Annotated in this window: 17 protein-coding genes; 12 read left to right on the top strand and 5 right to left on the bottom strand. The window is 73.8% G+C overall.

Annotated elements, in window-relative coordinates; genetic code table 11:
- Positions 1 to 39: 39 nt before the first annotated feature.
- Entirely contained in the window at positions 40 to 1,527 is a 1,488-nt protein-coding gene (locus tag ACFY6U_RS00885; RefSeq protein ID WP_390034415.1) for a bifunctional phosphatase PAP2/diacylglycerol kinase family protein, read from the bottom strand.
- Between the two features lie 79 nt (positions 1,528 to 1,606).
- Between ACFY6U_RS00885 and ACFY6U_RS00880 the strand changes: the two genes are divergently transcribed.
- The 3 genes from ACFY6U_RS00880 to ACFY6U_RS00870 all read left to right on the top strand — a co-directional run bounded on the left by ACFY6U_RS00880 (position 1,607) and on the right by ACFY6U_RS00870 (position 4,461).
- Positions 1,607 to 2,254 carry a histidine phosphatase family protein gene (locus ACFY6U_RS00880; protein ID WP_390034414.1) on the top strand — a complete coding sequence of 216 codons (648 nt, stop codon included), beginning with the start codon at positions 1,607 to 1,609 and terminating at the stop codon, positions 2,252 to 2,254.
- A 233-nt stretch (positions 2,255 to 2,487) separates the two neighbouring features.
- Complete coding sequence (locus tag ACFY6U_RS00875) at positions 2,488 to 4,107, top strand: ABC-F family ATP-binding cassette domain-containing protein (protein WP_390034413.1); 1,620 nt, start codon at positions 2,488 to 2,490, stop codon at positions 4,105 to 4,107.
- 96 nt (positions 4,108 to 4,203) lie between these two features.
- Entirely contained in the window at positions 4,204 to 4,461 is a 258-nt protein-coding gene (locus ACFY6U_RS00870) for a DUF6158 family protein (protein ID WP_390034412.1), read from the top strand.
- A gap of 38 nt (positions 4,462 to 4,499) precedes the next feature.
- On the opposite strand, the gene ACFY6U_RS00865 is transcribed toward ACFY6U_RS00870, so the two are convergent.
- Positions 4,500 to 5,033, bottom strand: a complete 534-nt coding sequence (locus ACFY6U_RS00865; RefSeq protein WP_390034411.1) for a type 1 glutamine amidotransferase domain-containing protein — start codon at positions 5,031 to 5,033, stop codon at positions 4,500 to 4,502.
- Positions 5,034 to 5,113: 80 nt separating this feature from the next.
- Entirely contained in the window at positions 5,114 to 5,494 is a 381-nt protein-coding gene (locus ACFY6U_RS00860; RefSeq protein WP_390034410.1) for a DUF2795 domain-containing protein, read from the bottom strand.
- A 237-nt stretch (positions 5,495 to 5,731) separates the two neighbouring features.
- Between ACFY6U_RS00860 and ACFY6U_RS00855 the strand changes: the two genes are divergently transcribed.
- The 3 genes from ACFY6U_RS00855 (at position 5,732) to ACFY6U_RS00845 (ending at position 9,575) form a co-directional block, all read left to right on the top strand.
- Positions 5,732 to 7,006: a hypothetical protein gene (locus ACFY6U_RS00855; RefSeq protein WP_390034409.1), complete on the top strand. Its 1,275-nt coding sequence runs from the start codon at positions 5,732 to 5,734 to the stop codon at positions 7,004 to 7,006.
- A gap of 98 nt (positions 7,007 to 7,104) precedes the next feature.
- Positions 7,105 to 8,409: an aminotransferase class I/II-fold pyridoxal phosphate-dependent enzyme gene (locus tag ACFY6U_RS00850; protein WP_390034408.1), complete on the top strand. Its 1,305-nt coding sequence runs from the start codon at positions 7,105 to 7,107 to the stop codon at positions 8,407 to 8,409.
- A complete protein-coding gene (locus ACFY6U_RS00845) occupies positions 8,406 to 9,575 on the top strand; it encodes an MBL fold metallo-hydrolase (protein ID WP_390034407.1) in 1,170 nt (389 codons plus the stop codon). Before ACFY6U_RS00850 ends, ACFY6U_RS00845 begins: the two co-directional genes overlap by 4 nt.
- Positions 9,576 to 9,671: 96 nt before the next feature.
- Here ACFY6U_RS00845 and ACFY6U_RS00840 read toward each other — a convergent pair whose 3' ends face one another.
- Together ACFY6U_RS00840 and ACFY6U_RS00835 are read right to left on the bottom strand one after the other, a co-directional pair.
- Entirely contained in the window at positions 9,672 to 10,301 is a 630-nt protein-coding gene (locus ACFY6U_RS00840) for a DedA family protein (protein WP_390035169.1), read from the bottom strand.
- Positions 10,302 to 10,315: 14 nt separating this feature from the next.
- On the bottom strand, positions 10,316 to 11,089 hold the full coding sequence (locus ACFY6U_RS00835) for an MBL fold metallo-hydrolase (protein ID WP_390034406.1): 774 nt from the start codon (positions 11,087 to 11,089) through the stop codon (positions 10,316 to 10,318).
- An 84-nt stretch (positions 11,090 to 11,173) separates the two neighbouring features.
- Between ACFY6U_RS00835 and ACFY6U_RS00830 the strand changes: the two genes are divergently transcribed.
- The 6 genes from ACFY6U_RS00830 (at position 11,174) to dnaK (ending at position 19,507) form a co-directional block, all read left to right on the top strand.
- Positions 11,174 to 11,605 carry a hypothetical protein gene (locus ACFY6U_RS00830; RefSeq protein ID WP_390034405.1) on the top strand — a complete coding sequence of 144 codons (432 nt, stop codon included), beginning with the start codon at positions 11,174 to 11,176 and terminating at the stop codon, positions 11,603 to 11,605.
- Positions 11,606 to 11,964: 359 nt separating this feature from the next.
- The gene (locus tag ACFY6U_RS00825) at positions 11,965 to 13,980 is read left to right on the top strand and encodes an alkaline phosphatase family protein (RefSeq protein ID WP_390035168.1); all 2,016 of its coding nucleotides are present in this window, start codon (positions 11,965 to 11,967) and stop codon (positions 13,978 to 13,980) included.
- A 187-nt stretch (positions 13,981 to 14,167) separates the two neighbouring features.
- A complete protein-coding gene (locus ACFY6U_RS00820; RefSeq protein WP_390034404.1) occupies positions 14,168 to 15,229 on the top strand; it encodes an ATP-binding protein in 1,062 nt (353 codons plus the stop codon).
- Positions 15,226 to 17,025, top strand: a complete 1,800-nt coding sequence (locus ACFY6U_RS00815; protein ID WP_390034403.1) for a hypothetical protein — start codon at positions 15,226 to 15,228, stop codon at positions 17,023 to 17,025. The genes ACFY6U_RS00820 and ACFY6U_RS00815 overlap by 4 nt, the downstream gene beginning before the upstream one ends.
- A 67-nt stretch (positions 17,026 to 17,092) precedes the next feature.
- Positions 17,093 to 17,518 carry an OsmC family protein gene (locus ACFY6U_RS00810; protein ID WP_234537613.1) on the top strand — a complete coding sequence of 142 codons (426 nt, stop codon included), beginning with the start codon at positions 17,093 to 17,095 and terminating at the stop codon, positions 17,516 to 17,518.
- A gap of 141 nt (positions 17,519 to 17,659) precedes the next feature.
- A complete protein-coding gene (gene dnaK / locus ACFY6U_RS00805) occupies positions 17,660 to 19,507 on the top strand; it encodes a molecular chaperone DnaK (RefSeq protein ID WP_390034402.1) in 1,848 nt (615 codons plus the stop codon).
- Positions 19,508 to 19,533 lie beyond the last annotated feature (26 nt).

Here is a 19,533-nt window from a genome sequence, read left to right as displayed (position 1 = left end):
CTATGTGGACTGACGGTTCGTCATGAGTGTCGACGGACGTCAGGGCAGCGGCCGGTACACGGTCAGTGCCTCCGGCAGCTTCTCCACGGTCATCTCGCCCGCGACATCGGTGACTTCACCGTCGTAGGCGAGCGGTGTGCCGGCCGCGATGCCCCTCAGGAGCAGCCGGCTCACTCGGGCCTCGGCATGGGCGGGGGACCGGGTGAGGGGACCCGCGAGGGCGGCGGAGAGCAGGCGGAGCGCGGGATGCCGGCCCCCGTGCACCACGCGTACGTCGAGCTGCCCGTCCGCCAGGTCGGTGCGGCGGCCCGGGGTCAGGGCCAGCCGGTGGTAGAGGCAGTTGCCGACGAACAGCAGCCACAACGGGTGGGTCTCGCCGCGCAGTTCGACCCGGAGCGGATGCCGGTCCGTGCGCAGCACGCGCAGCACGGCCAGCACCTCGGCGGGCCAGGCACCGATGCGGTGCGACCAGCGTTCCCGCTCCCGGACCAGCTCCGGATAGACGCCCAGGCTCAGCGTGTTCAGGAAGACGCCCTCCAGATCGCCGGAGGTGAAGCGGCCGACGTCCACCCGGACCGCCTCGCCCTCGCGCACGGCCCGGCCGATGCCCCGGCCGTCCTCCACGCTCAGGTCGTGGGCGAAGTGGTTGAGGGTGCCGCCGGGCAGCACCGCGAGCGGCAGCCCGTGGCGCAGCGCGACGTCGGCCGCCGCGTTCACGGTGCCGTCGCCGCCGCACACCCCGAGCGCCCGCGCCCGCGTCGCCGCCTTCGCCAACTCGGCCCGCACCTCGCCCGGTTCGCACTCCACCAGCTCCGCCGCCGGCAGCTCGCGGTGCAGCGCCCGCATCCGCTCGGCGCTGCCCGAGGCCCGGTTGGCCACCACCACCAGACCCTCGCCGTCGGCCAGCGCCGGGGCCTCGGCGCGCGGCCGGGGCGGCGGGCCGGTCTGCGCCCGGGTCGGCACCAGCGCCCGTACGGCGAACGCGGCGCCTGCCCCCAGCGCCGCACCCGCGAGCACGTCGCTCGGGAAATGCACGCCCGTGTACACCCGGGACATGGCGACGGAGAACGCCACCGGCGCCACCACCGCGCCCCACGACGGGGACTCCAGGGCGACCCCGGTCGCGAAGGCGGCCGCCGACGCGGCGTGCCCGGAGGGGAACGAGGTGGTGATCGGCTGCCGCTTCAGGTGCCGTACCACGGGCACCGGGTCCAGGAGCGGGCGCGGACGGCGCACCGAGCGCTTGCCGAGGGTGTTGATGGTCAGGGAGGCCAGGGCGAGCGAGGCCAGGCCGCGGGCGGCGGCCCGGCGGGCCCGGGGTGTGCGGGTCGCGGCCACCGCGGCGGCCGTCGCGAACCACAGCACCCCGTGGTTGGCGCTCCGGCTCAGTCGGGGCAGCACCGGCTCGGCGAACGGCCAGTTCCGCTCGGCGGCGATCTCGAACAGCCGGCTGTCGAGGGCGAGCAGCCGGTCGCGCAGCGCGTGCCGGCCGGGCTTCGGGACGGTGAGGTCGACGTCTGGGCTCATGCGGGTGCGGGTACCCTGAAGTGGCACTTTCCTGCCGGCCCGCGATGCGGACGAGTGAGCCGAGTGAGAGGAATCCTGGATGCGCCTGCTCCTCATACGTCACGGGCAGACCCCGACCAACGTCGACTTCCTGCTCGACACCGCGGTACCGGGTCCCGGTCTGACCGCCCTCGGCGAGCAGCAGGCGGCGGCCCTCCCGGGGGCCCTCGCCGACGAGGACATCGAGGCCCTCTACGTCTCCACCCTCACCCGCACCCAGCTCACCGCCGCCCCGCTGGCCACCGCCCGCGGTCTCGACCCCGTCGTCCGCGACGGCATCCGCGAGGTCTTCGCCGGCGACCTGGAGCTGCTGCCCGGCCACTCCGAGCGCGGCGAGGAGTACATGCGGACCGTGTTCGCGTGGGCGGCCGGGGACACCGCGCCGCGCATGCCCGGCGGGGAGACCGGGGACGAGGTCCTGGGCCGCTACGACGCGGTGATCGCCGAGGCCGCCGCGACCGGCGCCGGGACGGTCGCCATGGTCAGCCACGGCGCCGTGATCCGCCTGTGGACGGCGGCCCGCGCCGACAACGTCGACGTCCCCTACGCCGCCTCCCGCCCCCTCGGCAACACGGGCGTGGTGATCCTGGAGGGCTCCCCGGCCGACGGCTGGAAGGCGCTGTCCTGGGAGGGCGCGGTGGTGGAGCCGACGGGAGCGAGCGGGCCTACGGGGGAGCCGGTGGAGTAGGGCCGCCGACGTTTTCGGCCGCGGTGCGTCGTGGTTGCTCGCGCAGTTCCCCGCGCCCCTTTGGGGCGCGTCTGCAGCGCCCCTCGCTGCAGCGCCCCGTCAGGGGCGCTCGGGGTACCCCCGGCCGAAGGCTGGGGGAGGAACTGCGCGACCGGCCCCCACCGGCCTGCACCCGTAGAACCACCTGATAACGGTTTGCCCCATCGCGGGCGCGCCCCGCAGAATCCCTCACCATGGGACACCTGGAAGCCGCGCACCTCGAGTACTACCTCCCCGACGGGAGGGCCCTGCTCGGCGATGTCTCGTTCCGGGTCGGAGAGGGCGCCGCCGTCGCCCTCGTCGGGCCCAACGGTGCCGGCAAGACCACTCTGCTGCGGCTGATCTCCGGCGAGCTGAAGCCGCACGCCGGCACCGTGGCCGTGAGCGGCGGTCTCGGCGTGATGCGCCAGTTCGTGGGTTCCGTACGGGACGAGACGACGGTACGGGATCTCCTCGTCTCCGTCGCGCCGCCCGGCATCCGCACGGCCGCGCAGGCCGTCGACAAGGCCGAGCACGCCCTCATGACCGTCGACGACGAGGCGGCCCAGCTGACGTACGCGCAGGCCCTCGCCGACTGGGCCGAGGTGCGCGGCTACGAGCACGAGACCCTCTGGGACATGTGCACCACGGCCGCCCTCGGGGTGCCGTACGAGAAGGCCCAGTGGCGGCAGGTGCGCACCCTCTCCGGCGGTGAGCAGAAGCGGCTGGTGCTGGAGGCGCTGTTCCGGGGCACCGACGAGGTGCTGCTGCTCGACGAGCCGGACAACTACCTCGACGTGCCCGGCAAGCGCTGGCTGGAGCAGCAGCTGAAGGAGACCCGCAAGACCGTCCTGTTCGTCTCCCACGACCGCGAACTCCTCGCCCGCGCCGCCGAGAAGATCGTCTCCGTGGAGCCCTCGCCGACCGGCGCCGACGCCTGGGTGCACGGCGGCGGCTTCGCCACCTACCACGAGGCCCGCCGCGAACGCTTCGCCCGCTTCGAGGAGTTGCGCCGCCGCTGGGACGAGAAGCACGCCCAGCTGAAGAAGCTGGTGCTGACGCTCCGTCAGGCGGCCGCCGTCTCCCACGAGATGGCGTCCCGGTACGCGGCCGCGCAGACCCGGCTGCGCAAGTTCGAGGAGGCCGGCCCGCCGCCCGAGCCGCCGCGCGAGCAGGACATCAGGATGCGCATCAAGGGCGGCCGTACCGGCGTACGGGCCGTCACCTGCGCGCAGCTCGAACTCACCGGCCTGATGAAACCCTTCGACCTGGAGGTCTTCTACGGCGAACGGGTCGCCGTCCTCGGCTCCAACGGCTCCGGCAAGTCGCACTTCCTGCGGCTGCTGGCCGGTGAGGAGGTGGCCCACGAGGGGCAGTGGAAGCTGGGCGCGCGGGTGGTCCCCGGGCACTTCGCGCAGACCCACGCCCACCCCGAGCTGGAGGGCCGGACCCTCCTGGACATCCTGTGGACGGAGCACTCCCAGGACCGCGGGGCGGCGATGTCCCGGCTGCGCCGCTACGAACTCACCCAGCAGTCCGAACAGAACTTCGAGCGGCTGTCGGGCGGCCAGCAGGCCCGGTTCCAGATCCTCCTGCTGGAGCTCCAGGGTGTGACGGCGCTCCTGCTCGACGAGCCGACCGACAACCTCGACCTGGAGTCCGCCGAGGCCCTCCAGGAGGGTCTGGAGGCCTTCGACGGCACGGTGCTCGCCGTCACCCACGACCGCTGGTTCGCCCGCTCCTTCGACCGCTACCTGGTCTTCGGCAGCGACGGCCGGGTCCGCGAGACCGCCGAGCCGGTGTGGGACGAGCGCCGGGTGGACCGGGTGCGGTAGGGCGGCGCCTCCAGACAGGCCCGCGCGCCCGGATGTTCGTACAGTGGAGGCAGGAATCCGGACCGCCGGGACCCACACGACGAGCGGGGTACCACCATGACCGGAGTCGACCCCAGCCGGCTGGACGACCAGCAGCTCATGAAGGAGCTGGAGACCATCCACCGGACGCGCCACGACACCCTGCTGTACGGCTCGAACGACGCGCTGCGGGCCCACAACGAGCGCATGGCCCAGCTGGAGGGCGAGTACCTGCGGCGCAATCCGCGCCGCGTCGTCGCCTCCGGCCGGACCCGCGAGGGCGCCCGGGAGCGGAACTGCGCCGAGACGGCGACGCCGGGCGCCACCGCGGGCTGAGGCCACGGCGCCCTCGTTCCGGCCGGCCGCCGCGCGGACTACCCGGTGAGCACGTCGAGGAAGGCCTCGCAGAACGCCTTGAGATCGTCCGGCCTACGGCTCGTGACCAGCTTGTTCGGGCCGCTGTCGCAGACCTTGACCTGCTCGTCGACCCAGGTGCCCCCGGCGTTGCGGATGTCGGTCTGCAGGCTCGGCCAGGATGTCAGCGTCCGGCCGCGTACGACATCCGCCTCGACCAGCGTCCAGGGCGCGTGGCAGATCGCCGCGACCGGCCGGCCGCCGTCGAAGAAGTCCTTGACGAACGCGACGGCCTTCTCGTCCATCCGCAGGAAGTCCGGGTTGGCCACCCCGCCCGGCAGCACGAGCCCCCCGAACGAGTCCGCCGACGTCTCGCCGACCACCTCGTCCACCGGAAACGTCTCCGCCTTGTCCAGGTGGTCGAAGGCCTGGATCTTCCCCGGCTTCGTCGACACCAGCAGCGGCTCGTGCCCGGCGTCGGAGACCGCCTTCCACGGTTCGGTCAGCTCCACCTGCTCGACGCCCTCGGGCGCGACCAGAAACGCGACACGCATGATGCTCACTCCCTTCCGAGGCGCGCCGGCGGACGGGCGGCCCGCCGGCGCGCGGCTTCGTTCGTTCTCTGCGCCCCGGCTCACTCCCCGCCGGACACCGCCTCGGCCAGCGCCAGCAGGTTGCCATAGCGTGCCGAACGCGGCAGCCGGGAAACCCGCTCGACCAGGGCGTCGGGGGCGTTCTTGTGCCGCAGCACGCCGGCCAGCTCCCGCGGGGCGGCCGGGAAGTCGTGCCGGGTCAGGGACCGGGACAACTCCAGACGTACGCTCTCCGGCGCCGCCCGCTCACTGGTCCCCGGCACCACCGCACCGCGGTAGAGCTCCGGATCGTCCTCGGCCGGCGGCTCGGGGTCGTTCCAGTCCTCGGTGCGCGTCGGGTGCCCGGACCTGAGCAGGCCCTGGAGCTCGTGCTTCATCTCGTCGTCCCGGTGCACGTTCAGCCGGTCACTGCCTCGCTGCATGTTCTCCCTCCAGGTACGTCAGGGGGTGCGGACCGCGTACCCGGGGACGGGTGACCGACACGGGGATCCACCCGGACGTTCCCGACACGCCGGAACCGGGCCGTGACGTCACCCGAAAGAGGGCGCGTGTCCCGCGAATGGGGTCCGGCCGCGCGCGACCGGACGTGGGCCGGGCTGTGATGGCTGCGGGGGTACGGACCCCGTGCCTCCGAGTCGTCCGTGCAAGGAGCTCCTCCCATGCGCCGCACCGTTCGCACCCTGTCCGTCGCCGCCCTGGCGGGTGCCGCGTTCGGCGCCACCGGCACGGCCGCCACGGCCGCCGGCCCCGCCGCCGAGATCAGCCCCGGCAACGCCCGGCCCGGCACCGTCGTCACCGTCTCCGTGACCTGCGCGAAGGCCGGGGGGCAGGCGCCTGCGGCCATCGACGCGACGTCCTCGGCGTTCGCCGGACACACCGTGCGGCTGGCCAGGGTCGAGCAGGGGAGCGGCCTTCTCTACCGGGGCACCGCACAGGTCGTCTCCGGCGACCAGCCGTTGGGTTATACGGAGGGGGACGCGGCGGCGGGCGACACGGCCGGGGACGCGGCGGGCGCCGGACGGGACGGTACCCGGACCGTCGACGGGACCTGCCCGGCGGCGAGCGGACAGCAGGGACGGCCCTGGAGCGCGCGGCTGGCCGTCGCGCCGGGTGACGGCGGCGGTACGGCTTCCGTGGGCGACGGCGGCACCGTTCTCCAGGGCGGCGGTGGGGTTGTGCCGGGGGTCGGTGGTGGGGTTGTGCCGGGGGTTGGAGGTGGGGCTCCGCCGGAGGCCGGTGGTGGGGTCGCGCCGGAGGTCGGTGGCGGGGCCGCGCCCGAGGCTGGCGGCGACACGGTGCCCCAGGTGGACGGGGGGACGGTCCCCGGCGGGGACGACGGAACGACCCTGCGCGGGGACGACGGAACGACCCTGCGCGGGGACGACGGAACGACCCTGCGCGGGGACGACGGAACGACCCTGCGCGGGGACGACGGAACGACCCCGCGCGGGGACGACGGAACGACCCCGCGCGGGGACGACGGCATGTCCGCCCGCGGTGACGACGGCACCGGCGACCGTGGGGACGAGGGCACGGCCGCTCGCGGTGACGAGGGAACGGCCTCCCGTGGTGATCGTGGTGATGACGGCACGGCCTCCCGCGGTGACGTCGGTGCCACGGACCCCCGGGGGGAGGGCGGTGACGTCCCGCACGGGAACGGTGAGCGGCCGTGCTCCGGAGGGCAGCAGTCGTGCGGCGGCGGTGGCGGTGGCGGGCAGGAGTGCGGCGGGGCCCGGGGCGGTGACGGGTCCTGCGCCGCGGCCGGCGTGCAGCACGGGGTGGCGGCCGGGGACGGGGGCGCCTACAACACGTCCGTGCCGGCGCTGGTCGCGGGCGGGCTGCTGATCGCGGCCGCCTGCTGCGGTGCCGCGTACCGGCTGTGGGGCGGGCGGCCGTACCGGCTGTGGGGCGGGAGGCCCGGCGTCGACGGGTGACCGGGCCGCGGCCGGGTACCCCGGAGCGACCACTCCGGCACCGTACGCACGACCCGGACCGGACAGCACACGGCACCACGGACTGCGCGGAGGCGGACATGCGGCGGACGGATCCCGGGGCCCACGGACCGGCGGACGGCAGCTCCACGGAGGAGAGCGGACCGGCGTCACCCGAGGGCCACGGTCCCGTCCGCTACGGGCCGCCCCTGCCCGACGACGGGCTGCCCGTCCTGCCCGAGCTCGCCGCCGTCCTGGCCACCGTCGCGAACCTGGGCGCGGAGGAGCCCGTCGGCGGCGGACCGGCGCTGCTGGACGCGGCCTGCGGCTACTGGGAATGCCGCGGTCTGCCCGCCCCGCCCGACCGGGTGACCGCCGGACCCGGCGCCCCCGCCCTGCTGCTGGCGCTCACCGCTGCCCTCGGCGGCGACGTCCTGGTGCCGCGCCCCTGCGCCGCCTGGTGGGCGCCGTACGCCCGGCTCCTCGGCCGGCCCGTCTTCCACGTGGCCACCCCGGCCGAGTCCGGAGGTGCCCCCGACCCGTACGCGCTGCTGGAGACCGTGCGCCGGGTCCGGGACGAGGGCGGCGACCCCCGGCTGCTCGTGCTCTCCGTCGCCGACGACCCCACCGCAACCGTCGCCCCGCCCGAGCTGCTGCACGAGACCGTGGAGGCCGCGACCAGCGCGGGACTGCACCTGGTCAGCGACGAGACCTGGCGCGACACCCTGCACGCCCCGGACGCCACGGTGCTGCTCAGCCCCGCCGAGATGCTCCCCGACCGGGTCACCGTCGTCACCGACCTGGCCGGTGCCCTGCTGCCGGCCGGCTGGCCCGCCGCCGTGGCCCGGTTCCCGGAGGGCGCCACCGGCAGGACCCTGCACGCGCGCGTGCTGGACATCCTCACGGCGCTGGGCGCCCGTCTCGCCGGACCGGTCGCGGTCGCCGCGGCGTACGCGCTTGACGAGCCCGGGCCCGTCACCGCGCGCCGGGAGGCCGTCGTACGGCTGCACGCGCGCGTGGCCGCCGCCGCGCACACCGCGGTGGTCGCCGGCGGCGCCCTGGCCCGGCCCCCGCAGGCCGGCCGTCACCTGTACGCCGACCTGGAGCCGCTGCGGGCCGCGCTCGGCGCCCACGGGGTCGGCGACGCACAGGAGTTGGAGGACTTCCTCACCGCCCGCCTCGGCATGCCGGCACCCGGCGGCCATCGGTTCGGAGACGACCTCGGCGCGCTGCGCGTCCGGCTCGCCACCGGCCCGCTGCTGGGCGGTACCGACGCGGAACGCCTGGAATGCCTCACGTCACCCGCACCGTTGGAACTGCCACACGTGCAACGCGCGTTGATGTCCTTGGAGTCGGTACTCGACGATCTCCGCGACGACGCTCAGCGATGGGAGCCTCCTCGATGACGCAGCAGACGCATGAGTCAGCGCCCGCGACGACGACTGCCACCACGACGACTGCTCCGACGACGACCGCCCTCACCACGCCGGCCCTCACCACGCCTGTCACGACGACCGCCACGACGACCGGAGAAGCCGGTCCCGCCACGGCCCCTGCTCCGTACGCGCCGCCGTTCCCGCCACTGGCCGACCCCCGCCCGCTGGGTGAACTCCGGGTCTGGCCGCGGACCTTCCACGACCGCCTGACCGCCCCGCTGCCCGGCCTCAAGGCCATGGCCCGGTTCGCCCGCGAGGGCTCCGTCCGCCCCGGCCGCGAGGGCCTCGCCGACGTCGGCCGGCTGCCCTACGAACCCGGCCCGCTGCCCCGCGCGGACGCCGACACCGTCGCCGTCACCTGGGCGGGACACGCCAGTTGGGTCGTCCGGATCGGCGGCCTGACCGTCCTCACCGACCCGGTCTGGTCCCGCCGCATCCTCGGCACCCCCGCCCGCGTCACCCCGGTCGGTGTCCCCTGGGAGACCCTGCCGCACATCGACGCGGTGGTCATCAGCCACAACCACTACGACCACCTGGACGCCCCCACCCTGCGCCGCATCCCGCGCGACACACCGGTGTTCGTGCCGGCCGGTCTTGGCCGCTGGTTCCGGCGCCGCCGTTTCACCACCGTCACCGAGCTGGACTGGTGGGAGGCGGCCGAACTGTCCGGGGTCCGCTTCGACTTCGTCCCCGCCCACCACTGGTCCAAGCGCACCCTGACCGACACCTGCCACAGCCTCTGGGGCGGCTGGGTCCTCACCGCCCCCGACGGCGGCCGCGTCCACTTCGCCGGCGACACGGGCTACGGCCACTGGTTCTCCCGCATCGGCCGCCGCTACCCGGGCATCGACCTCGCCCTGATGCCCATCGGCGCCTACAACCCCCGCTGGTGGCTCAGCGACGTCCACCTGGACCCGGAGGAGGCGGTACGGGCGACACAGGACCTGGGGGCCAGGCGGATGGCCCCGATGCACTGGGGCACCTTCATCCTCTCCGCGGAGCCGGTCCTGGAACCGCTGACTCGGGTGCGGGCGGCCTGGGAGAAGGCGGGGTTGGGGCGAGAGGACCTGTGGGATCTGCCGGTGGGGGGATCGAGGGTTCTGGAGCGGACTTCAATCGGTAGCGCCGTCGGTTAGAGCGCCCCGACAGGGGCGCTGGGGGTACCCGCGGCCGAAGGCTGGGGGAGGAACGGCGCGAGCAACCACGACGCACCCGCGCCCCGCGACGCACCGTCACCCGGCAGACCTAACCCGCCGCCACGCACTCGGCGCCACACTGATGACCACCGTCAGCCCCACCGCCGCCACCACCCCTTCCCACGGCTCCGGGAACAACGACCCACCCAGGATCCCGATCACCTGATACGTCACCGCCCACGCCAGGCACGCCGCCACATTCCCCCGCGCGAACCGCCGCAGCGGCCACTCCGCCAGCAGACACGCCAGCATCACGGGTATCCGGCCGGCCGGCACCAGCCGGGACAGCACCAGCACGGCAACCCCGTGCTCGGCCAGCTTCTCCTGCGCCTGTGCCAGCCGCTCCTCCGGCGCCCGCGACCGGATCGCCTCCAGCCACCGCGACCCGTTCTTCGACCGCAGCCCCCGCCGCCCCAGCCAGTACAGCGCCGCATCCCCCAGGAAGGCCGCCAGCGACGCCGTCACGAACACCAGCGCCAGCGCGAACGGCGCCGTCTGATGGAACGCAACTACCGCCGCCGAGCTCACCAGCGCCCCCGTCGGTATCACCGGCACCAACGCCCCGATCAGCACCAGCAGGAACAGCGTCGGATACCCGATCGCCTGCTGCGCGGACTCGGTCGACGTCGACGAGGTCGCCGCGGTGGAGCCGGCGGCGGCCGCCATGACCACCAGCAGTCTCACCGCGCGACCTCCAGCCGCACGCTCTCCCCGTGGCCGAGCCTGTGCACCGCCACCTGCGGCGCGTACTCGGCCGCGAGGCGCACGAACTCGTCGCCGGGCGCGTGGAACTCGTGCGGGCGCACCCCGTCCATGCCGATCGGCCAGTACGTCCCGTAGTGCACCGGCACCGCGCTGCGCGGCGCGAGCCGCGCCAGCGCCCGCGCCGCCCGCCCGGCGTCCAGGTGGCCCTCCCCGAGGTACGGCCCCCATCCGCCGACCGGCAGCAGGGCCACGTCCACCGGCCCGACCGCGTCGGCCATCTCGTCGAACAGCCCGGTGTCCCCGGCGAAGTACGTCCGCGCCCCGCCCTCGACGACGTACCCGAGGGCGGGGGAGCGGTGCGGTCCGACCGGCAGCCGGCGGCCGTCGTGCCGCGCGGGCACGGCCCGTACGACGAGGGGGCCGACCGGTATCTCGTCCCCGACGTCCACCTCGGTGATCCGCAGCCGACGGAGGCGGCGGAGCGCGGGGACCGCCCGTGGTGCGCCCCGGGGCACCAGCAGGCGCGTGCCCGGGGCGAGCCCGGCGAGCGAGGGGACGTGCAGATGGTCGGCGTGCAGGTGGGAGACGAGCGCGAGGTCCGCGCGGCGGGCCTCGGGCGGCGGCGGGGCGCCCCGGCGGCGCCGCAGGTGGGCGAGCCGGCGCGCGAACAGAGGATCGGTGAGCAGTCGTACGCCCGAATCCTCGATCGTGCAGGTGGCGTGACCCCACCAGGTGATCTCCACCGGCACCTCTTTGCCTCCTTCGCGCGACTCCCCGAAGCCTACGTGCAGGAGTAGGGTCGGCGGCGAAACCCGGAGGTGAGGGGGGACGCCATGGGACAGGTGCGGGGTGCCTCCGGCGGGCTCGCGTCGGTGCGGGTGACCGCGATCGCGAGTCTTACACCCCTGGAGGAACTGGAGAGCGACCCCTTCCTGGTCGACTCCCGCAGCCAGCACGCGATGTGCGCACGCTGGGCCGTGGAACACGGCTACGTCATCGCCCGCGAACTCCTGGTCCGCGGCCTGCGCCCCGACCACAGCGCCCTGTGGACCGGCGTCCGGCCCGGCCTCGACGTCTTCGTCGCCCCGAGCAGACGGGTCCTGGAGAGCGCGCTGTCATCGGTCGAGGACTTCATGGCGGAGTGCGCGCGACGCGGGGTCCGGGTGGAGACGGTGGGCCGGGCCGAGCCGTGCTACGACGCCCAGATGAAGGCCCGGGTCCACCGCAGGCTGTCGATGCCGACGGCGGGGTACGACGGCCGGTAGGGACGGGGCCGTAGAGCGGCGGAGCCGCGCCCTGCCGGCCGGGCGGACGTGGGCACGGCACCGCCGGACACCCCCGTCGTGGCTGCGCACCGCTGCTGAGCACCGCTGCGGCGGATTCGGAGGGCCGACACCCCACAGGCCGTTCGAACGCGCCGGCTCGCCTGCATCCGCCGTCACGGCGTACAGCCCCCGCGGGGGTGTCCGGCGGTGTCGAACCCACTCTGACCGACCACTTCCGGCCCGCCCCCATGTGACAGTGTTGACGCGAGCAGACCCGCATCCGGCGGGGGGCGTGGACGTGAGGTCGGTGGGGCGTGCGGTGGCGGCGGGTCGTCAGTCAGGTCGGGCGGAGCGTCACGGTGTGGGCGGTGTCCACCCTCACCATGCTGGTCCTCGCCGGCCTCCTGCCCGACTTTCAGCTCCAGTCCCCCGACGGTGACAGCGCCACCCGGATCGCCGTGACCGCCGCCCTCGGCGCCGGCGCCTTCGGTGTGCTCTCCGCGGTCGTCTGGCCCCTCCTCGTACGGCTGCTGCTGCTCGTGCCCGCCCTCGTCCTCGGCCTGCTGGTCTTCTTCCTCAACGGCTCCCTCCTCCTCGTCGCCCTGCGCATCAACCCCTCCGGGCAGAGCGAGGCCGCGCCGGAGACCGCCGTGATCGTGGCCGCCGTGATGTCCGCCGTCGCCTCCGCCACCGGCGGTGCCCTCGCCGTCCGCGACGACGACGCCTACGGCCACCGGCTCTCCCGCCTCGCCCTCCGCCGCCGCAGATCCCAGCCGCCCTGCGCGGCCACTCCCGGCACCGTCTTCCTCCAGCTCGACGGCGTCGGCCACGACGTCCTCACCGCCGCCGTCGCCAAGGGCCTGATGCCGACGGTCGCCGGCTGGCTGGGAACGGCGCAGGAGCGGCCCACCCACCGGCTCACCCCGTGGCGCACCGACTGGTCCAGCCAGACCGGCGCCAGCCAGCTGGGCATCCTGCACGGCTCCAACTTCGACGTCCCCGCCTTCCGCTGGTACGAGAAGGAGCAGCGGGAGGTGATGGTCTGCAACCGGCCGACCAGCGCCGCCGAACTCCAGCGCCGGGCGGTCGAGCGCACCGCCGACGGGGGACTGCTCACCCTGGACGGCGCCAGCAGGGGCAACCTCTTCAGCGGCGGCGCCGACGAACAGGCCCTCGTCCTGTCCATAGCCACCCGCCGCCGCGGCCGGGAGAACCGTTCCCGCGCCGGCTACTTCGCCTACTTCGCCGACCCGGCCAACGCCGTCCGCACCGCGCTCTCCTTCTTCGCCGAGGTCGGCCGCGAGATCGGCCAGTCCACCGCGGCCCGGCTCCGCAGGCAGCGCCCGCGCGTCAAACGCGGCGGCCTCTACCCCTTCGTCCGCGCCTTCGCGACCGTCGTCGAGCGGGACGTGGTCGTCGCCGCGGTCATGGGCGACCTGCTCGTCGGCCGCAGCGCCGTCTACGCCGACCTGGTCGCCTACGACGAGGTCGCCCACCACTCCGGCCCGCACAGCAGGGACACCGAGAAGGTGCTGCAGCGCCTGGACCGCGCCCTCGCCCTGATCGAGAAGGCCGCCGAACACGCCCCCCGGCAGTACCGGATCGTCGTCCTGTCCGACCACGGCCAGAGCCCCGGCGAGACCTTCCACACCCGCTACGGCCTCGGCCTCGCCGACCTGGTCCGGGCCGGCTGCGGACTGCACGTGCCGCGCAAGGCCGAGCGCACCCACAGCGGCACGGAGGCGCGGGCCGCCGTCCGCGCGGCGCTGCGCAGGCCGGTCGAGGAGGGCGGCGAGAAGCACCGGCCCACCCGGCGCTCGGAGCCGATCGTGCTCGCCTCCGGCAACCTCGGGCTGGTCTCCTTCCCGGACGTGCCGCACCGGATGACCAAGGAGGAGATCGACGCGCGCCATCCCGCGCTGCTGCCGACGCTCGCCAACCATCCCGGTGTCGGGTTCCTGCTGGTGCGCAGCGCGGAGCACGGTGGGGTGGTGCTCGGCGCGTACGGCGCGGAGATACCGCTCGACCGGCTCGACGGCGCCGCCGGGCCGCTGGCCGCCTTCGGGGCGGGCGCCGCCGACGCCGTACGGCGGACCCACTCCTTCCCGCACACCGCCGACATCATGGTCAACTCGTGGTACGACCCGGAGAGCGGGGAAGTGCTGGCGTTCGAGGAGCAGATCGGGTCGCACGGGGGGTTGGGGGGCGCGCAGGGGCGGCCGTTCCTGTTGTCGCCGGTCTGTGTCTCCGCTCCGGTGGCGGAGGGGGAGGAGCTGGTGGGGGCCGAGGCGGTGCACGGGGTGCTGCGGCGGTGGCTCCGGGAGGCGGACGGGCCGCAGGTTCCCTTGTCTGCGGAGGGGGAGAGGGCCGCGTAGTTCGTTCACTGCGGGCCGGTGGGGGTTGGTCGCGCGGTTCCTCCCCCAGCCTTCGGCCGGGGGTACCCCCAGCGCCCCTGAAGGGGCGCTCCGGCCGCGCCCCGGATAAATCGGCTGCGTTCCCTTCGCTCCCGGCTCACACTGTTCGAGTCGCAAAAGTCCTCGAACACCCCCAAGGAGCCGCCTCTTGCAGGCAGCCGTGACCGTCACGCCCTCCCGTATCCCCGAACTCCTGCTCGGTCTCGCCACCGTGCGGCCGGTGTTCATCTGGGGCGCTCCCGGTATCGGGAAGTCCTCCCTGGTGCGGGAGTTCGCCGAATCGCTCGGGCTGGAGTGCGTGAGCCTGCTGGGTACGCAGCTCGCGCCCGAGGACCTGATCGGGGTTCCGCAGATCCGGGACGGGCGGTCGGTGTTCTGCCCGCCCGAGTCGATCGCCCGGGACGAGCCCTACTGTCTCTTCCTCGACGAGCTGAACGCGGCCACCCCCGACGTGCAGAAGGCGTTCTACTCGCTGATCCTCGACCGGCGCATCGGGAACTACGAGCTGCCCAAGGGCTCGATCGTCATCGGCGCCGGCAACCGGGCCACCGACAACGCGCTCGCCCGGCCCATCGCCTCCGCGCTCGTCAACCGGCTGGCCCACGTGCACCTGGAGGCCTCCGCGCACGACTGGCTCGCCTGGGCGGCGGCGGGCGGCATCCACCCGTGGATCCTGGACCACCTCACCGACCGGCCCGACCACCTGTGGTCCAAGCCGCCGAAGACCGAGGAGCCGTTCTCCACACCGCGCTCCTGGCACATGCTCTCCGACGCCCTGCACTCCTTCGGGCGCGAGCTGGACGAGGAGACGCTGAAGGTCCTGGCACACGGCACGCTGACCCCTGCGCACGCCACCGCCTTCTGCGGATACGTCAAGATCGTGCGCAGCCGGTTCGGGATCGAGGCGGTCCTGAAGGGGGACGCGGGGTGGCCGTCCCGGATCGAGGACCGCGACCTGCTGTACTACCTCGCCGAGTCGTTCCGGGGGCGGCTGGTCAAGGAACTGCCCGCCGACAAGGAGCACATGTCGGCGAACGGCCGGCAGACCGCGTACCGGGCCAAGTCGCTGCTCGTGCAGCTGGCGGAGATCTCCGTCGAGGTCGCCCAGACCGTCATCGCCTCCGACGCCGACGGCAACCCGGTCCTGCCCGCCTGGTTCCTGATCGAGGCGGCCCGGGACATGCCCCGGCTGGTGGAGGCCCGGCGATGAGCCGAGCCGCCGCCGCGCGCAAGAAGCAGGACCCGGCCGCCGAGAACTTCGCGGCCGGCGTCGAGCTGCTGCGCGCCAACCCCGCCCTGCGGGCAGTGGAGTTCACGATCTGTCGGCACGAGAAGTGCGAACTCGGGCCCCGGGACGGGCTGGTACGGGCCGACTCCGATGGGGTGCTGCACGCGCACGCCACCCGGCGTGCCGAACCCGCCGAGTGGGCCTGGGCGTTGGCGCACTGCACCATCCATCTCGGCTTCGGGCACCTCCCGGCCGCCACCGGGCCGCGCGCCCAGCCCGACCGCTACGACCTCGCCGCCCGTTGCGCCGTCGTCAACCGCTTCCTGCAGACCTTCCCGATCGGTGAGGCCCCCGACCACCTGCCCGCCTCCTACCCGGAGGGCGACGAGGAGCGGCTCGCCGCCGGCTGGCGCCGGACCGGCGGCATCCCGGCCGCGTACGAGCGCGGCGGGACGAACGGCGGTGAGCCCGACCAGCTCCTCCTCTCCTGGAGCAAGTGGGCCGGTCAGGTCCCCGACTGGCAGGTCGGTTTCGCGCACGCGCTGACCCGCACCATGTCCCGGGCGATGGACCTGGCCGGCGGCCGCCGCACCTCCATGTCAGGGCCGCCGACCCCGCGGCGTCCCTGGGAACGGGCGCTGAGCTGGTTCGTCTCCTCCTACCCGCTGCTCGGCGGCATCGCGGCCGGCATCACACTGGTCGCCGACGCCGAACTGGCCCGCGCCCACGACATCGCCGTCGCCGCGGTCAACCCCGAGGCAGGCGAGATCTACGTCAACCCGCTGCGGACGATGGACGACGAGGAGTGGCGGTTCGTCCTCGCCCACGAGATGCTGCACGCCGCCCTGCGCCACGGCGACCGCCTCGGCGCCCGCGACCCGTACCTCTTCAACATCGCCTGCGACTACGTCATCAACGGCTGGCTGGTCGAGATGCGCGTCGGCGCGATGCCCGAAGGGCTGCTGTACGACGCCGAGTTGAAGGGGCTGTCGGCCGAGGAGGTGTACGACCGGATCGCCGTCGACCTGAGGAGGATGCGGCGGCTCGCCACGCTGCGCGGCAAGGGGCGTGGCGACGTGCTGGGCGCGCCGCTCGGGCCGCCCGGCGCGTACGTGGACCTCGACGAGTTCTACCGCCGGGGCCTCTGCCAGGGACTCGACCTGCACCAGACGCAGGACCGGGGCCTGTTGCCCGGCGGCCTGGTCGAGGAGATCCGCGCGCTCAGCCATCCGCCACTGCCGTGGGACGCCCGACTGGCCCGCTGGTTCGACGAGTTCGTGCCGCGCCCGGAGGCCGTGCGCTCGTACGCCCGCTCCTCGCGCCGGCAGTCGTCCACCCCGGACATCCCGCGCGCCGGCCGGTACTTCCCGCCCGAGGAGGTCGCCCGGTGCACCTTCGGCGTGGTCCTCGACACCTCCGGCTCCATGGACCGCACCCTGCTGGGCAAGGCCCTCGGCGCGATCGCCTCCTACGCCGAGGCCCGTGACGTACCGGCCGCACGCGTCGTCTTCTGCGACGCGGCGCCCCACGACGCCGGCTATCTCCCGACCACCGAGATCGCCGGCCGGGTCCGCGTGCACGGCCGCGGCGGCACCGTCCTGCAGCCCGGCATCGACCTGCTCCAGCGCGCCGACGACTTCCCGCCCACCGCGCCGGTCCTGGTGATCACCGACGGCTGGTGCGACGTCCTGCGGGTCCGCCGCGAGCACGCCTATCTGATCCCGGACGGACGCCGCCTGCCGTTCACTCCCCGTGGGCCGGTCTTCCGGGTGCGCTGAGCTCTGATGTGATCGGATGGGGGCGAGCGAACCGGTTCATTCGCCTTCATCGCCGAAAGGAACAACCGTGGCTACCACGCGCACCGCACACACCGTCTGGGAAGGCAGCCTCACCGAGGGCAACGGTGTCATCACCTTCGACTCCTCCGGTATCGGCGAGCAGCCCGTCACGTGGGCCTCGCGCTCCCAGGAGGCGAACGGCAGGACCAGCCCCGAGGAGCTGATCGCGGCCGCCCACTCCAGCTGCTTCTCCATGGCGCTGTCGCACGCCCTGACCGGCGCCGGCACCCCGCCCACCAAGCTGGTCACCAACGCCGACGTCACCTTCCAGCCGGGCACCGGCATCACCGGCATCCACCTGACCGTCGAGGGCACCGTCCCCGGGCTGGACGCGGAGGGCTTCGCCGCCGCCGCCGAGGACGCCAAGAAGAACTGCCCGGTCAGCCAGGCCCTGGCCGGCACCACGATCACCCTGGACGCGAAGCTCGCCTGACCGTCCCGCCCGCCGCGCTGCCGCGTCCCCTCTTCCGAGGGGTGCGCGGCAGCGTCGTTCACGGGGTACCCGGCATTGACAACAGCTCGCTCAAGTTTTGTGCTGGAGTCGGGGAAGCGCCCGGGTGGAAAGGGGACGGACATGGCACGTGCGGTCGGTATCGACCTCGGTACGACGAACTCGGTGGTGGCCCTGCTGGAGGGCGGTGAGCCCACCGTCGTCGCCAACGCCGAGGGGGCGCGGACCACCCCGTCGGTCGTGGCCTTCGCGAAGAACGGCGATGTGCTGGTGGGCGAGGTCGCCAAGCGGCAGGCGGTGACCAACGTGGACCGCACCGCGCGCTCGGTCAAGCGGCACATGGGCGACGCGGCGTGGCGGTTCCCGGAGAGCGGAAGCGTCGACGGCGCCCGTTTCCGGGCCCAGGAGCTCTCGGCGCGGGTGTTGCAGAAGCTCAAGCGGGACACCGAGGCCTACCTCGGCGAGGACGTCACCGACGCGGTGATCACAGTACCCGCGTACTTCGACGACGCCCAGCGGCAGGCCACCAAGGAGGCCGGGGAGATCGCCGGCCTGAAGGTGCTGCGGATCATCAACGAGCCGACGGCCGCGGCGCTCGCCTACGGCCTGGACCGGGGCGAGGAGCAGACGGTCCTCGTCTTCGACCTCGGGGGCGGAACCTTCGACGTGTCGCTCCTCGAGATCGGCGACGGCGTGATCGAGGTCAAGGCCACCAACGGCGACACGCACCTGGGCGGCGACGACTGGGACCAGCGGATCGTCGAGTACCTCGTGAAGCGGTTCAAGGGGCAGAACGGCATCGACCTCGGCAACGACAGGATGGCGGTGCAGCGGCTGCGCGAGGGCGCCGAGAAGGCGAAGATCGAGCTGTCGTCGTCGACGGAGACGTCCATCAACCTGCCGTACATCACCGCCTCCGCGGAGGGGCCGCTGCACCTGGAGGAGAAGCTGACGCGAGCCCAGTTCCAGGAGCTCACGGCCGACCTGCTGGACCGCTGCAAGAAGCCCTTCCACCAGGCCGTCAAGGACGCGGGCGTGCAGGTGTCGGCGATCGACCACGTCATCCTCGTCGGCGGCTCCACCCGGATGCCCGCCGTCACCGACCTGGTCCGCGAACTCACCGGCAAGGACCCGCACAAGGGCGTCAACCCGGACGAGGTGGTCGCGGTCGGCGCCGCCCTCCAGGCGGGTGTCCTCCGCGGTGACGTCAAGGACGTGCTGCTGCTCGACGTCACCCCGCTGTCCCTGGGGATCGAGACCAAGGGCGGCATCATGACCAGGCTCATCGAGCGCAACACCACCATCCCGACCCGGCGTTCGGAGATCTTCACGACCGCGGCCGACAACCAGCCCTCCGTGGGCATCCAGGTCTACCAGGGCGAACGTGAGATCGCCGCGTACAACAAGAAGCTGGGCGTCTTCGACCTCACCGGCCTGCCGCCCGCACCGCGCGGGGTGCCCCAGATCGAGGTGGCCTTCGACATCGACGCGAACGGGATCATGCACGTCTCGGCGAAGGACCTGGCGACCGGCCGCGAACAGAAGATGACCGTGACCGGCGGCTCCGCCCTCCCCAAGGACGACATCGACCGCATGATGCGGGAGGCCGAGCAGTACGCCGAGGAGGACCGCAAGCGCCGCGAGGCCGCGGAGACGCGGAACCAGGCCGAGCAACTCGTCTACCAGACCGAGAAGTTCCTCCGGGAGAACGAGGAGCGGGTGCCGGGCGCCACCAAGGCCGAGGTGGAGGCGGCGGTCACCGAGCTCAAGGCCCTGCTGGAGCGGGACGCCGACACCGGCGAGCTGCGGCAGGGGGCGGAGAAGCTGGCGAGCGTGAGCCAGCAGATGGGGCAGGCCATGTACGCGGCGGCCTCCGGCGGCTCGGCCGAAGAACCGCGGGCGCCCCAAGCCGAGGAGGAGGGAGTGGTGGACGCCGAGATCGTGGACGACGAGAGGGGTGCGGCCGGGTGAGGCACCGCCGGGTTCCGCCGTCGTGG

This window comes from Streptomyces sp. NPDC013157 (assembly GCF_042899865.1).
Taxonomy (GTDB): domain Bacteria; phylum Actinomycetota; class Actinomycetes; order Streptomycetales; family Streptomycetaceae; genus Streptomyces.
The sequence above is the reverse complement of the archived record's forward strand: the minus strand, read 5'-3'. Positions and strand labels throughout refer to the sequence as shown.

Excerpts from the sequence above, each read along its gene's own strand:
- ACFY6U_RS00815 (WP_390034403.1), top strand. The coding sequence starts at position 15,226 with ATGAGCCGAGCCGCCGCCGCGCGCAAGAAGCAGGACCCGGCCGCCGAG.
- ACFY6U_RS00880 (WP_390034414.1), top strand. The coding sequence starts at position 1,607 with ATGCGCCTGCTCCTCATACGTCACGGGCAGACCCCGACCAACGTCGAC.
- ACFY6U_RS00860 (WP_390034410.1), bottom strand. The coding sequence starts at position 5,494 with ATGCAGCGAGGCAGTGACCGGCTGAACGTGCACCGGGACGACGAGATG.
- ACFY6U_RS00875 (WP_390034413.1), top strand. The coding sequence starts at position 2,488 with ATGGGACACCTGGAAGCCGCGCACCTCGAGTACTACCTCCCCGACGGG.
- ACFY6U_RS00845 (WP_390034407.1), top strand. The coding sequence starts at position 8,406 with ATGACGCAGCAGACGCATGAGTCAGCGCCCGCGACGACGACTGCCACC.
- ACFY6U_RS00865 (WP_390034411.1), bottom strand. The coding sequence starts at position 5,033 with ATGCGTGTCGCGTTTCTGGTCGCGCCCGAGGGCGTCGAGCAGGTGGAG.
- ACFY6U_RS00855 (WP_390034409.1), top strand. The coding sequence starts at position 5,732 with ATGCGCCGCACCGTTCGCACCCTGTCCGTCGCCGCCCTGGCGGGTGCC.
- dnaK (WP_390034402.1), top strand. The coding sequence starts at position 17,660 with ATGGCACGTGCGGTCGGTATCGACCTCGGTACGACGAACTCGGTGGTG.
- ACFY6U_RS00830 (WP_390034405.1), top strand. The coding sequence starts at position 11,174 with ATGGGACAGGTGCGGGGTGCCTCCGGCGGGCTCGCGTCGGTGCGGGTG.
- ACFY6U_RS00870 (WP_390034412.1), top strand. The coding sequence starts at position 4,204 with ATGACCGGAGTCGACCCCAGCCGGCTGGACGACCAGCAGCTCATGAAG.
- ACFY6U_RS00840 (WP_390035169.1), bottom strand. The coding sequence starts at position 10,301 with ATGGCGGCCGCCGCCGGCTCCACCGCGGCGACCTCGTCGACGTCGACC.
- ACFY6U_RS00850 (WP_390034408.1), top strand. The coding sequence starts at position 7,105 with ATGCGGCGGACGGATCCCGGGGCCCACGGACCGGCGGACGGCAGCTCC.
- ACFY6U_RS00885 (WP_390034415.1), bottom strand. The coding sequence starts at position 1,527 with ATGAGCCCAGACGTCGACCTCACCGTCCCGAAGCCCGGCCGGCACGCG.